The organism is Pedobacter rhodius (genome assembly GCF_027213645.1).
Classification (GTDB): Bacteria; Bacteroidota; Bacteroidia; order Sphingobacteriales; family Sphingobacteriaceae; genus Pedobacter; species Pedobacter rhodius.
Genome location: NZ_JAPWGL010000002.1, coordinates 382,660 through 397,000 on the forward strand (window position 1 = coordinate 382,660; position 14,341 = coordinate 397,000).

12 protein-coding genes are annotated in these 14,341 nt (G+C 36.9%); 6 read left to right on the forward strand and 6 right to left on the reverse strand.

Going from position 1 to position 14,341, the window contains the following annotated elements; translation table 11 throughout:
• Positions 1–23 precede the first annotated feature (23 nt).
• Both O0931_RS07165 and blaB3PEDO read left to right on the forward strand, forming a co-directional pair.
• Positions 24–3,173 (forward strand): peptidase MA family metallohydrolase, encoded by a 3,150-nt coding sequence (locus O0931_RS07165; protein WP_269414877.1) that lies wholly within the window; start codon positions 24–26, stop codon positions 3,171–3,173.
• 67 nt (positions 3,174–3,240) lie between these two features.
• Entirely contained in the window at positions 3,241–4,098 is an 858-nt protein-coding gene (gene blaB3PEDO / locus O0931_RS07170) for a PEDO-2 family subclass B3 metallo-beta-lactamase (protein WP_269414878.1), read from the forward strand.
• 441 nt (positions 4,099–4,539) lie between these two features.
• Here the strand turns inward: blaB3PEDO and O0931_RS07175 are convergent, their stop codons facing one another.
• On the reverse strand, positions 4,540–4,890 hold the full coding sequence (locus O0931_RS07175; RefSeq protein ID WP_269414879.1) for a GIY-YIG nuclease family protein: 351 nt from the start codon (positions 4,888–4,890) through the stop codon (positions 4,540–4,542).
• Between the two features lie 133 nt (positions 4,891–5,023).
• On the opposite strand from O0931_RS07175, the gene O0931_RS07180 reads away from it, so the two are divergent.
• The 4 genes from O0931_RS07180 to bioD all read left to right on the forward strand — a co-directional run bounded on the left by O0931_RS07180 (position 5,024) and on the right by bioD (position 8,117).
• On the forward strand, positions 5,024–5,800 hold the full coding sequence (locus O0931_RS07180) for an XRE family transcriptional regulator (protein WP_269414880.1): 777 nt from the start codon (positions 5,024–5,026) through the stop codon (positions 5,798–5,800).
• A 69-nt stretch (positions 5,801–5,869) separates the two neighbouring features.
• Positions 5,870–6,319, forward strand: coding sequence for a DUF4890 domain-containing protein (locus O0931_RS07185; protein WP_269414881.1), 450 nt, complete (start codon positions 5,870–5,872; stop codon positions 6,317–6,319).
• A 66-nt stretch (positions 6,320–6,385) separates the two neighbouring features.
• Entirely contained in the window at positions 6,386–7,516 is a 1,131-nt protein-coding gene (locus O0931_RS07190) for an aminotransferase class I/II-fold pyridoxal phosphate-dependent enzyme (protein ID WP_269414882.1), read from the forward strand.
• Positions 7,509–8,117 (forward strand): dethiobiotin synthase, encoded by a 609-nt coding sequence (bioD, locus tag O0931_RS07195; protein WP_269414883.1) that lies wholly within the window; start codon positions 7,509–7,511, stop codon positions 8,115–8,117. The genes O0931_RS07190 and bioD overlap by 8 nt, the downstream gene beginning before the upstream one ends.
• Here the strand turns inward: bioD and O0931_RS07200 are convergent.
• The 5 genes from O0931_RS07200 to O0931_RS07220 all read right to left on the reverse strand — a co-directional run bounded on the left by O0931_RS07200 (position 8,109) and on the right by O0931_RS07220 (position 14,337).
• On the reverse strand, positions 8,109–8,801 hold the full coding sequence (locus tag O0931_RS07200; protein ID WP_269414884.1) for a GDSL-type esterase/lipase family protein: 693 nt from the start codon (positions 8,799–8,801) through the stop codon (positions 8,109–8,111). The genes bioD and O0931_RS07200 overlap by 9 nt on opposite strands.
• Positions 8,802–8,824: 23 nt before the next feature.
• Complete coding sequence (locus tag O0931_RS07205) at positions 8,825–9,724, reverse strand: glycerophosphodiester phosphodiesterase family protein (protein ID WP_269414885.1); 900 nt, start codon at positions 9,722–9,724, stop codon at positions 8,825–8,827.
• 16 nt (positions 9,725–9,740) lie between these two features.
• Positions 9,741–11,150, reverse strand: coding sequence for a calcineurin-like phosphoesterase family protein (locus O0931_RS07210; RefSeq protein ID WP_269414886.1), 1,410 nt, complete (start codon positions 11,148–11,150; stop codon positions 9,741–9,743).
• Between the two features lie 93 nt (positions 11,151–11,243).
• Positions 11,244–12,752 (reverse strand): DUF5689 domain-containing protein, encoded by a 1,509-nt coding sequence (locus O0931_RS07215; RefSeq protein WP_269414887.1) that lies wholly within the window; start codon positions 12,750–12,752, stop codon positions 11,244–11,246.
• A gap of 16 nt (positions 12,753–12,768) precedes the next feature.
• Complete coding sequence (locus tag O0931_RS07220) at positions 12,769–14,337, reverse strand: SusD/RagB family nutrient-binding outer membrane lipoprotein (RefSeq protein ID WP_269414888.1); 1,569 nt, start codon at positions 14,335–14,337, stop codon at positions 12,769–12,771.
• Positions 14,338–14,341 lie beyond the last annotated feature (4 nt).

Sequence of the window (14,341 nt, forward strand, 5' to 3'; positions counted from 1 at the left end):
ATACTGAATTAAAAACCAAACGTATGAAAATAAGCGCTACTATTTTGAAGCAGTTTTTACCTGCTTTGCTTTTAATCATATTATCTTTTTCTGCACAGGCACAATACTTTGGACAAAACAAAGTGAGGTATAAAAATCTGGATTTTAAGGTTTTACAAACACCGCATTTTGAAATTTATTATTACATTAAAAATGAAAGTTTGTTAAAGAAATTTTCTCAGGATGCCGAAACCTGGTATAAAATGCATCAGGAAGTTTTCAGGGATACATTTATGAAGAAAAACCCTGTTATTCTTTATAACAACCATCCTGATTTTCAACAAACTACAGCACTCAACGGCGAAATCGGAATTGGTACAGGTGGTGTTACCGAGGCCTTAAAAAATCGCGTTATTATGCCTGTAATGGAGCTTAATAGTCAGACGAGGCACGTATTGGGCCACGAATTGGTACATGCCTTTCAATATCACCTACTACTTGAAAAAGATTCTATAAGTCTGGAGAATGTCGGACAAACACCTTTATGGATGGTTGAGGGGATGGCAGAATATTTATCCATCGGAAAACGCGATGCCTTCACATCAATGTGGATGCGTGATGCAATGCTAAACAGGGATATACCATCATTAAAAGATTTAACAAACTCAAATAAATACTTCCCCTATCGGTATGGACAAGCCTTCTGGACTTATATAGGTTCTCAATATGGTGATACAACCATTGTTCCTTTATTCAAAAATACCGCGAAATATGGTTATGAAAATGCGATAAGGTATACCTTCGGCTATGATGATAAAACATTATCGGGTTTATGGAAAAATGCCATTGACGCACATTATAAACCGATGTTAAAAGCCGATAGTTCGCAGATAAAAATTACCGGAACAAAAATTATCGATAATAAAAATGCAGGAAATATGAATGTGGCCCCTGCAATTAGCCCCGATGGAAAATATGTTGCCTTCATGTCTGAAAAAGATTTATTTGGCATCGATTTATTTCTTGCGGATGCAAAAACAGGAAAAATAATCAGAAAACTCAGTAGCCAGATTTCGAACGGACATATTGATGATTTTAACTTTATAGAATCAGCAGGCGCCTGGTCTCCCGACAGCAAACAATTTGCCTTTAGTATTTTCAGTCATGGTAAAAACCAGCTATTGATTATTGATGTAAGTAATGGTTCCACTGTATCGCAAACGGCTATGGGCGATGTTGCACAATTTGGTAACCTTACATGGTCTCCTAATGGAAAAGATATTGCTTTCTCCGGAATGGTTGAAGGCCAGAGTGATATTTTTTCTTATAATCTGGATACCAGGCAAGTTACTCAAATCACAAACGACATTTACTCAGATTATGCGCCAAGTTATGCACCTGATGGTACCAAATTGGTTTTTTCATCAGACAGAAGTGCGATTCAAAACAAAAACATTACGGCTGTACATCCGATAAATCTTGCGATTTTTGATATTGCATCTAAAACAGTTAGTAATCTTAATGTTTTTCCTGGCGCCAATAACTTAAATGCTCAATTTTCACCCGATAGTAAAAACATTTATTTCTTATCGAACAGAGATGGTTTTAGAAACCTGTACAAATACACCTTTGCGGATAATTCTGTTGATCAATTAACAGATTATTTTACCGGTATCAGCGGCATTACGGAGTTCTCTCCCGCTATTTCAGTTTCACAAACAAATGATATTGTTTATAGCTATTACCGCTATCAGCGTTATACCCTGTATAATGCAAAATTGAATAGCTTCAAGCCAAAGAGAATAAATAATCAGGAAGAAAATTTTGATGCAGCTATACTCCCTCCAATGGAAAATATTGGCGTAAACATTATCAATTCCAACCTGAATAACTTCGATAGATTTGAAAAAATTGTAGCCGATTCAATGAAAACAGTGCCTTATAAACCTAAGTTCAGGCTGGATTATCTGGCAAACAGTGGCGTTGGTGTTTCAACAAGCCGTTTCGGAACCGGCGTACAGGGCGGAATTATTGGTATGTTTAGCGATATACTCGGAACAAACCAGATTATTGCCAACTTATCCGTTAACGGAGAGATTTACGATTTTGGAGGACTCGTTGGTTACATTAACCAAAAAAGCAGAATAAACTGGGGTGCCGCAGTATCTCACATTCCCTATGTTTCAGGATTTAGTTCTTATGGTTTTGAAAAGCTTCCGAATGGAAACACAACAATAGATGCAATTAATTACCGTACCGATATTATCAGAACTTTTGAAGATCAGGTACAACTATTTGGTTCTTATCCATTCAGTAAAATTCATCGTTTCGAATTAGGTGGTGCTTTTTCACATTACAGTTACCGCATCGATCGCTATAGCAATTATTACAGCACAGATGGTTATTATCTGGGCTCAGACAGGAGTAAAGTTTCCAATGAACAAGCCACCATTGATTATGGCGTACCGTTTAACTCCTTTACGCTATACCAGTTAAATGCCGGTTTTATTGGCGATAATTCAATTTTTGGCTTAACGGCACCGCTTGATGGATTCAGGTACCGGGTAAGCGGAGAGCTCTATTTTGGAACCTATAAATTTTCGGGTATCACAGCCGATTTGCGTAAATACTGGCGGATTAAGCCAATAACCATAGCTGCACGTTCTTATAATACCTTAAGAATCGGTACGGATGCAGACAGGTTATATCCAATGTATGTTGGTTATCCATATTTGATAAGGGGTTACGAAGCCAATTCGATTTATAAAAACAGCTCTTCTACTATTGGAAACAATTATGATATTAACCAGTTAAGCGGAAGTAAGCTGGCTGTTTTCAATTTCGAGGTTCGTTTGCCGTTCACAGGTCCGAAAAAATTAACCGCTATACCATCTAAGTTTTTATTTACTGATTTAAACTTATTTTTTGATGCCGGAGTGGCCTGGACAAACGATACTAAAGTTGCTTTCAAAAGCGAACCAACTTACACCACAACACCTATTTTGGATGCAAACGGACAAATTGTAGGCGTCAATCAAACCAGTAACGAACGGGTTCCGGTAATGAGTGTAGGTGTTTCATTACGTGTAAACGTATTCGGGTATTTCGTGTTGGAACCATATTATGCAATACCATTTCAACGGAAAGATGTGAAGACCGGCGTATTTGGTTTAACCTTTGCGCCAGGCTGGTAATCAAGATTAAACAATGTTTATCAATCAGGCTAACAATTCCTGCTGAAAGTTGATTTTGAAATTATATATGAAAAAAATAGTTCTGCTCGTTTTATTGTCTTTCAGGATGCTGAGTTTTGCCCAAACCGTGACAGAGCCGATTAATAATCCTGAAGAATGGTCTATAAATACAGAACCTTTCCGGATAGCTGGTAACCTTTATTACGTTGGCACTTATGATTTGGCTTCTTATTTAATCGTAACCAACAAAGGAAATATATTAATAAATACAGGTTTGGCCAATTCACTTCCGATAATCAAGGCGAATATAAAAACACTGGGCTTTGATTATAAATCAATTAAAATATTACTGTTAACACAAGCACATTTCGACCATATGGGCGCAATGGCCGATATTAAAGAAGAAACGGGTGCCAAACTCTATGTTGATGAGCAAGATGCAGGTGTTCTTAAAACCGGCGGCGAGTCAGATTATGAGCTTGGAAAATATGGTGTAAGTTTCAAACCCGTAAAACCCGACTTCCTTTTGAAAAACAACGATAAAATCAAATTAGGCAATACCACTTTAACAATGCTTCATCATCCCGGCCATACTAAGGGCTCATGTAGTTTTACATTTAATACAAAAGATAAAAATTCAGATTACAAAATTTTGATTGCCAATATGCCTTCTATAATTGTTGATAGAAAATTTTCGGACATAACATCTTATCCAGGTATTCAAAGCGATTATGCTGAAACTTTTAAAGCAATGAAAAGTATCGATTTTAATCTTTGGGTTGCGTCTCATGCAAGTCAGTTCGATCTTCACAGCAAACGTAAGCCGGGAGAAGCTTATCATCCGGAAGTTTTTATGGATAAAAATTTATTTTTTGAAAATCTTAAAGACCTGGAAAATATTTTTTTAGAGAAAATAAAAAATTAACCTGCTTAAATTTACAAGTGGCTGTCTCATAAACCAATTTATCTTAAAATATCATCACGTTAAGCTCAGCCTGCGCTAACAAAATGGCTATCGGATTTACCGAAGCATCGAAACGCTTCAAAAAGCTTTCTCTTAAGACTTTCGCTTCGGCTCCAATTAGTAGCTGCTAACATTGACAAATCAAAAGAAAAGTCGTCATTTCGATCCGATAGCTATCGGATGAAGCTTAGCAGGATTGAAAGATCCATTTAGACAGATTTCTCGACTTCGTTGTATTTCGCTCGAATCCGATAGTTATCGGATGACGAAATCCAGAGCATTTTATGTCCTAATATTTTTATAGCATTAATTTTTATCAAATAAATTATCCCTCAAGATAACGTTTCACATTCATGAAAAGCCTCTTTTTATAGAGGAAGCTAATTGTGTTATTTAACAAATTTAAGACAAGCTATTAAAGGCAATATTAACCTGATTGGTCATATTTCTATGCAGCAAAATATTTTCAAAATCCAAACCAACAGTTAAATCAATCCAATCCGGGTTACAGGATCTGACCAAACGTTCTTTTTGCATACGGGTAAATCGGCTAACCAGTTTAAATCTGCTTAGCGCCTGCCCCTCAGTTTTAAATTCTTCAAAATAAACCAGCCGGGTTAACTGCTTTCCGTTATCGAAAAATAAGTTTGGCATCTGCTTGTAAAAATCTAATGTTTTAATCAAATCTGAACTCATGCCAACATGCAGGCTTGTGCGATTTCTGTCAGTAACGATATAAACAAACTTTTTCATAATAACGTGTTTAAAAATTAAAACTAAACTATTTAGTATACCCTCTTGCAAATCAAAATAATATTACTAACTTTATGAGCATAAAATTACTAACTATTTTAGTAATTCCAAATTTATTTTAAAATTTATTTTTATGTCAAATATTTCAAATAATTTAAAGTACCTAAGGAAGAAAAAAGGCCATACACAGCAAGGATTCGCTGATATTATGGAAATCAAAAGGTCGCTCATTGGTGCGTATGAAGAAGACAGGGCTGAGCCTAAATATGAATTACTAAAAAAAATAGCTGAATATTTTGATTTAACCATTGATGAATTTATCAATGAAAAGATTTCTGACAGCTGGAAACCTAAACCTAAAAGCTCAGGTTCCAACCTAAGGGTGCTCAGTATTTCAGTTGATGCAAATGACAGAGAGAATATAGAACTGGTTCCGGTTAAAGCAAGTGCCGGCTATTTAAATGGATTTTCCGACCCTCAATACATAAGTGATTTACCTAAATTTCAATTACCCATTCCGGCTTTACGCCAGGGAACGTTCCGTGCTTTTGAAATTATGGGCGATAGCATGCTGCCTGTTCAACCCGGGAGCGTAATTATTGGTGAATATTTAGATAACTGGAACGAAGTAAAAACCGGTGAAACGTATGTAATAATCAGTAAAAACGAAGGTGTGGTATATAAAAGAGCCGGAAACCGTTTCAGGGAAAATAAAGATTTGAAATTAATTTCAGATAATAAAGTTTATGATCCCTATACCATCGCAGCAGACGATATCCTTGAAATCTGGAAAGCAAAGGCTTATATTTCAACGTCATTACCTGAACCAACGCCGGATCCGACAATTGAAACCTTAACACAAATGATGTCTCAGATGCAGAAATCAATTTCACAGTTAAACAAGAATTAACATCTTTTAACAAGTACAAATTAAACCAGTGAGCCATTTTAGTATCTATTAGTTAAAACACATATAAAAATGAAAAAACTAATTTTAACAATGGCGATTGCAGTGATGGGTTTTACTGCCGTTTTTGCCCAGGATTCTACGAGAAGAGCAAAAAGACCGATGGCTAAGCTTACAGCAGAACAAAGAGCTGAAAAAGCAACCGGCGTGATGGAAAAGAAATTAAACCTGACTGCCGATCAAAAGCAAAAGGTTTATGCAATTGAACTCGCGCGTGCGCAAAAAATGGATGCTTTTAGAAATGAAGATAGGGATGCAATGAAGGGAAAGATGAAAGATCGTAAAGCAGATCTGGAAAAAAGTAAAGCTGATCTGGATAAAGTTTTAACTGATGAACAAAAAACTAAGTTAGATGCATTTAGAGCCGAAGCTAAAGAAAAAGGAGGCAAAATGAGAAAAGGAATGGGAAGAGACAGAAAAGATAAAGCACCCGTAGTTTCGAGCCCGCCTGCTCAGGGTTAAGATAAAATTATTTGAAATATTGCAAAGCGTTCCGTTTATCGGGACGCTTTCTTTATTTTTGGCGTAATGAATGAAATCGAACGATTTATTATTAACAAACTCGAAGTAAGAAATGAGGATTTATCCATACGAAAACTTATTACATCCTTCCCTCCTGTAGATTTTTGTTCGAATGACTATCTCGGGTTTGCCCGCTCTGTTGAGTTGAAAAAACTGATTGAAGAGCAGCTTAATCTAGTAAAGGACTACAGAAATGGCTCCGGCGGTTCCCGTTTGTTAAGCGGAAATACGGCTTATGTAGAAGAAACCGAACAATTTATTGCCGATTTTCATCAGGCCGAAAGCGGGTTAATATTTAATTCCGGCTATGATGCCAACATAGGCTTACTTTCATGTATTCCGCAGCGAGGTGATACCATTATTACGGATGAGCTCATCCACGCCAGCCTGATTGATGGCTGCAGACTAAGTTATGCTACGCGCTATAAATTTCTGCATAACAATTTAGCAGACTTAGAAGATAAACTAAAAATATCAAAAGGAAATATTTTCGTCGTTATAGAAAGTGTTTATTCTATGGATGGCGATTTTGCGCCTTTAAAAGAAATCTCATTGCTTTGCGAAAAACATGGTGCTGCATTAATCGTAGACGAAGCCCATGCAACAGGTATTTTTGGCGAACATGGCAAAGGTCTGGTTAATTATTTTAACTTAGAAAACAAGGTTTTTGCCAGAATTGTAACCTTCGGCAAAGCACTAGGTATGCATGGAGCGATTGTGTTAGGCAAAAAAATTGTTCGTGATTATCTGATTAATTTTGCCCGTTCCTTTATATATACAACCGCAGCTCCAATTCATAACATTATATCCGTAAAATGCGCTTACCTGTTGCTAAAAGAAACAGATAACACACTTATATTGAATAAGATAAAATTATTTACTAACTTAATTAATAAAAACAGCGTTAACGCATTAGACAGCCAAAGTGCTATACAAGGTGTTTTATTTTCATCTAATGCAGAAACCAAAACAGCCGCTTCAAATCTTCAGTCAAAAGGTTTTGACGTAAGGGCTATTTTAAGTCCGACAGTTCCTGCCGGAAAAGAACGTTTAAGAATTTGCCTGCACAGTTACAATGCGGATGAGGAAATTAAATCATTAATTAAAAATTTAAAAGAGATACAAAACAATGGCTAAATATTTCGTCGCAGGGATCGGCACGGGAATCGGAAAAACTTTGGTTAGTGCAGTACTTACCGAAAAACTTCAAGCAAATTACTGGAAACCAATTCAATCGGGTGATTTAGATTTTAGCGACAGTCTTACTGTCAAGAACTTAATTACGAACAATAAAACATTTATCTACCCGGAAAGTTACCGGTTAACCAATCCTTTATCTCCCCACTTTTCAGCAAAATTAGACAATATAAAAATCGAATTAAGTAAAATTAAAGTTCCGGAAACTGAAAATGACTTAATTATAGAAGGTGCAGGCGGATTAATGGTTCCATTAAATGAAAAAGAACTTTTAATAGATCTGATAAAAGCTTTAGATGTTGAAGTAATCCTGGTTTCTCAAAATTATCTTGGAAGTATTAACCATACCTTAATGTCTATAAACTTGCTTAATCAATATAATATCAAAATAAAGGGCATCATTTTTAACGGAAAGGGCAACCTTGAAACACAACGCTATATTTTGCAATATACCAATATCAATTACCTTGGTTACATTCCTCAGTTTGAAAATGTAAATAAAGAGAATATTAAGCTTTCCTGTGATTTGCTATCACTTTAAATAGTCGTTTGCTTTAAGGTAATCCGCCCAAACTTTGTAACCCTCGGGGATAAGATGCAATCCGTCTTTTGTTAATTCTGCCTTTAAATGTTTATTATCATCAACAAAAACAGGATATAAATCGACAACGGTAACATCTTTTGAAGCAAATTTTCGGATTTCCTCATTTAACCAGAGGATGTGGTTATCCTTACCATAATGATTTTTAAATTTCTCGAATGAACTGTTAACCGGAAGAAGTGTCGTAAAATAAATATGGGTTCTACTGGAGCCTTTCTTTACCCTCGCTATCATCGTTTTATAGTTGCGAAGAATCAGGCTGTCAGGGATGTTTCTCGAGATATCATTTATACCAATCAAAATAAACAATTTAGCGGGTTTTCTATCGATAACTTCCTGCAGTCTTTCTAAAACGCCAAAGGTGATATCACCAGAAATACCCCTGTTTTTTGCCTGCGGTAAGTTTAAAAGTTTGGCCCAATCTGTTCCGGCGGTTATGCTGTTTCCCAGGAATATGAAATCTTTCTTAGATTTTGGTTCTGCCTTAAATTTTTCAACTTGCTCGACATATTTAGCAGGACGATACGTACTATCCCATTTTACGATTTGAGCATTTACATCAGCTATACCCGATGCAATAGTTACACAGGCTATTAAGAAGAATTTATTTAAGAAGGATTTCATACACAGATTTTATTTAAAGGTAATTATTTTGATTGAACCAGTACATCCGGATAATCAGAAATAATACCGTCAACACCCATTGCCCGTAAAGCATTCATTTCTTCGATTTTATTAGCAGTCCATGGAATAACTTTAACGCCATCGGCATGGGCTTTTTTAATTAAATCTTCATTAACCATTTGCCAAACCGGACTTAAAATAAATGGTTTGTAACCTAAATCTGCAATATTTTCCTCGTAGGTTTTCTTATTTGCCACCAGAAATGAGGTTTTTACATCAGGGTATTTTTCGTGAATAATCTGAATGGTTCTTTTATCGAAAGATTGGATCACAACATAAGGTTTTATTTTTTTCTTCTCGATGATATCCATTAATAATTTAACAAAAACTGCCGGCTCAGGATTAGTTGTCCCATCGCCTTTTGCATCACACTTCGTTTCAATATTATAAAAGAATTGTTTTGTTTTATTTGCCTTGATGTCTTTTTGAACGGCATCAATTAAATCTGCAAGTAATGGAATATGTGTTTTAATTTTTTGCTGATTCGGGAAACCGGCTAATGGTTTTGTCCCTAAATCAAATTGCTTTAACTCACTATAATTCATCTGGAAAACAGGGTACTTTTTGGCATCGGTTGCCGGAATTTCTCTTCCATCAGGTGTAAGCATAAAACCAGGACTTAAGTAATCATCGTGTGTAACCACTACTTTACCGTCTTTTGTGATGTGGGTATCCATTTCAAGTGTTGTAATGCCATCAATTTTCATTGCATTTTGCATTGCAATAATGGTGTTTTCAGGCCATAAACCTCTCCCTCCGCGATGTGCTTCTGCACTGAATGCAGGGAATTTTGCGATTTGAGCATCCGCATGGAGTGTAATTGCAGTCATAAAAATCACAATTAATGATTTCGAAATCTTCATATTTATATTATTTTATTTAAACCGTAAAATCAGCCTCAAACTTTTCACCAAATCTATCCGTTGCTATTACTTTCACCTTCTTAACTGAAGGCTCAAAGTGTGCAACAAATAAATGGTCTGTTTTACTTGGCTCGGGAAATGTTCTTCCTGCCGGTAAGGTATCACCTTTATATAAACTTACCGATAAGGGATCGTAACCTTTTTGCTGTTCTAAAACACCCATCGGTTTACCATCAAGCACATATTCTACTTTCCACATCGGATCCCAGTTCCAAACATTGGCAATAAGTCTTTTTTGATTCGTCAGTTCATCCACATAAATATGAACCTGTTCTTTTCTGGTTGAACCTGTTGGTTGATAATACCATTTCAATTCGGTTCCGTTAACTTCATAAACCCCATAGCCCCTTGGCGTTCCGTCTTCACAAATCGGACCTGTCCACCAGGCGCCACAAACTGCTCCATGATTATGTTCAAAAATACCGTTCGTTATCACATTACGATTGTAATGCGTATGCCCTGACATGATGTGAACATTGGTAAATCCTTGCAAAACGGCATAAAAATCTGCATTATTCTTCACCGCATTATGAACCGGAATATGCAGGTTAATAATCAGTAAAGCACCTTTCGGAACAAATTTTAAATCCTTTGCCAACCAATCTAACTGGATTTGCGATATAAAACCATCGTAATTTCTTTCTGTACCTAAATAACGAACATCGTCTAAAACGATGTAATGTGCCTTTCCGCGATTAAATGAATAATAAGTTGGACCATAATGTTCCTGAAAGGTTCTATCAGAAGTTTCATCGCCGCCCATTCTATAATCCATATCATGGTTACCTAATGCCTGAAAAAAAGGAATTCCCATTTTGGTAACAGCACTATTGTAATCAGTAAACAACGTATGATTATCCCAAACGATATCGCCTACAGTAATTCCGTGAACCGGAATTTTCGGATCCATAGCTTTGATAACCGCTATCGTATCAGGAACAGCGGTTTCCATCATTTGCGCAACATCTTTTTTGTTTTTAACCTGCGGATCGGCCCAAACAATAAAATTATGTCGGTTGTCATTTTGTTTTAACGGTGTTAATTCAAAATTCAGATTGGTTTTCCCTAATGCACTTTCGTAATGTTTGGCAACATAACTTTCAGTTTTAAACTCATAGCCTGATGGCGTACTTATCCAAACAAATTTTGCCATTGGATTTACATCAATGGCATAATTTCCCGATCTATCAGTCTGAACAACATTAAACCCGTCAGAAACAACCACGTTTGCTACGCCTCTGCCTTTACTTATTATTTTACCTGAAATTTTGTTCTCTAATAAACTTGAAAACGAAAAAGTTTTAAGGCTTACGAATAGTGTTGTTCCTAAAAGCGTTGTCTTTTGAATAAATGATCTTCTATTCATATTTTTTGTAGGATGATGTTATGTTTTCGAAATGAGCCTGTCGAACTTTTTAAATTCCAACAGGCTCAATAAACAATTATGTTTTAGGATTACTTAATTTACAATGGTGGTGAAACCGGTCGCGGTTTCGATAGTTGATAGCGGTGAAGTTGCAGTTAACGTAATAAATTGCGCTGTTCTGCCTGTACTCCATAATCCGGTTTTAGTATCGTAAACACCACCAAGCATCGTGAAATTCCCTGCGTTAGAAGGGAAAGCAAACTTGCTTGTGTTTGTTCCAGCTCCGTAAAATGCGACAGCCTTTCTGTTTTGAATGGTACTGTATTTATCTGTATTTGTTATTCGGTAACCGGCTTCAGGCGGACCTGCAGCATAAACTGCTCCATTACCGCCATACATAATCACATCTAACGGAATACTATTTCCATCGACTTTAATTCCGTCGAATACCGCCACACCTGCAACGTTTCCACTATTAGCCAACAAGTTAGCTGTTGCAGTTCCGAAATCCATACTATTAACCGTTGAATATTGAGTGCTGCTAATCCAAACAGCGGATGAAATATTAGTGGAACCCGAACCCCAGATATTTTTGTTACCGCCAACATAACAGAACTGACCTTTTTTAACTGTACCGGTCGTTATGTTTATTTTATAAGTCCTAACACCACCTAATGCCCAGCCTGTTGCTGGTGCAGCTAAAATACCCGCATTATTACAGGTAACGACAGAAAAAGGCGTGACTGCAAAATCAATATCTCTCGTCGCTTTAAATTGAATGTATTCATAATTGTTATCAGCGCCATTTGGATCGGTTAAGTAACCCGTAATCACCAATGCCGATGGTTTGATAACAGCAAGCGGGAAGATATCATCAAAAGTTCTCGGCCAAAGCTGAAGCCCTGTGGCTGTTTTAAATACAATCCCGGTAAAATCTGCAAATGGTGTTAATTCCTGATTGGCAAATGCTGCCGAAGTTTCGGTATGTACCGTCGTCGAACCATAACCATCATTAATTACCTTATTGCCGGCAACACTTTCTCCGGAAGCCGGAACAGGCTCTACATTTCCCTTACTTATCGTGATTAAAGTACTTTCATAAAATTCGGGTCTGCCAGCTAAAGAAGCTGAATTTACAGCCCTGGTAATGATGTTGCGGCCCGACGCTTTTTTCTCAATATTTGATGCGGCTACTCCGGTAAGCTGTAAAATTCCATTTATCCTTTTTAAGGTTGAGCCGGTTATCCTTACATGAACCGAATCGCCGGGAATGTATTTCGCTGCGTCAGTACCTAAATTAATGGCAATGCCTCTAAGCGAATCAATACCATTACCTGCAATTCTGCTGTTTTGTAAGATTAGCAAACCTGCAGGAAGATTACCACCGGCCTGATTAGAAATGACGACACCTTTAACAAAATCAGCACCGCCTAAATTTTCGTTATTAAGTGTTACATCGGCGTTTTTAAAAAGCTTGCGCAAATCGAAATTTGAAATATAAGGACTAACAGTTACCCCGATATAATCGGTTTCGCGTTTACATCCCATCCAGGTACCACAAATAAAAATTAGTGTACCGATATAAAGTATTATCTTTTTCATATTATTTGTGATATGATTAAGGTTTTTGCCACCAAACCAATGTATTAATATCATCAGCACCTTGAACTGCGAGTGCATTTTTATAGCTCGTTGGGTTTGTGGATTGAGTAACTAAAGGATAATTTAATCTTGCCGGCATTCTGCCACCATTCGCCAATCCCGTTCCCTTCGGAATAAATGGATGGCCTGTTCTGCGATACTCTATCCATTGCTGGAAATCGACGAGGAACATGGAATAATATTTCTGCAAATGTATCAACTGCATTTTACTAGGTGCATTTGTTGCTGTATTATCTAAAGGCAGGCTATTGTTCCAATTAATATCGGCACCAGTTACATAGCTAGTGAAAGCCGGATCGGTAGTAGATGTAAATCTTGCAGGCAACCAATAGTTAATTGCATCTGCAATTCCTTTTAAATAGTAGTTTTCTCCGGTTCCGGTAATCCATCCTTTAGCTGCAGCTTCTGCCAAAATAAAATCTACTTCAGCGCAATTCATAATAATACCGGTGTATGGGTCTGTTTGTAAAGTAACTGCTGCACTTTGCGCATCAGAATAAAAATAAGACTGCTTAAGTATTGATGTACCCGTATCGTAACCACTCGGAACGCCGATTAATCCTGCCGGACCTGCAGCTATTCCAAATCTGTTGTAACCATTTGTTCCGAAAGCCGGATCAATACGGGGGTCTTTCCAAAATCCCAAGTTACCCAGGAAAAAATCAGTAATTGCCGGTCCTCTAAAATCAACGGCTCTTACATTAATCATAAATGGCGAGGAGTATACCGCAGTACTACTGTTGGTCCCGTTCCACAAAATTTTTGCAGTATGCGTATTGTTTTCCATTATCGGATAATTACCCTTATTGGTATCTGCAATTTCTTTAATCTTCGCAACCGCCTGGGCGCTAACTTCTGCTTTACCAGAAATTCTCAATAATAACCTTAAATACAAAGAGTTACCAAATCTACGCCACTTATTGATATCGCCCTGATAAACCGGATCACTGCTAACGGTGATAGATTTACCTTCGGCCAATAATTTATTGGCTTCTTCAAGCTTGCTGAATAAATCAAGGTAGATGTCTTTTTGTTTATCAAAAACAGGTTCATAAACACCATCCTTGCCTTGATTGGCCTGCGTATAGGGTACATCGCCATAAACATCAGTAAGCAATTGAAATACCCATGCCTGGGTAATTAACGAAATGCCTTTATAAGATGAATTCAGCGATTCCGGTTTGTTGGCAATTGTGTAAATATCCCTCAAATTGGTTAATTCAGGATACCATACATTCCAGGTATAATCTGCCCAGGTACGTCGTACATCATACCTGAAAACTTTTCCTTCCGCATCGCTTATATCGACTGTTACCTGCATGAGTTCATTATTAAAATTCCTGTTTCTAACCATGTTTGCAGACAGAATATTTACCAGGGCCGGCGCTAAAAGCTGACTTGCAGAAACTGTCGATTTTCCAATCGGATCGGTATTGACTTCATTGAAGTCTTTTTTGCAGGAGAAAGCTGAAATACTTACAACTGCTAATAATATATAACTGGTTATTTTATTTATCGTTTTCATAATC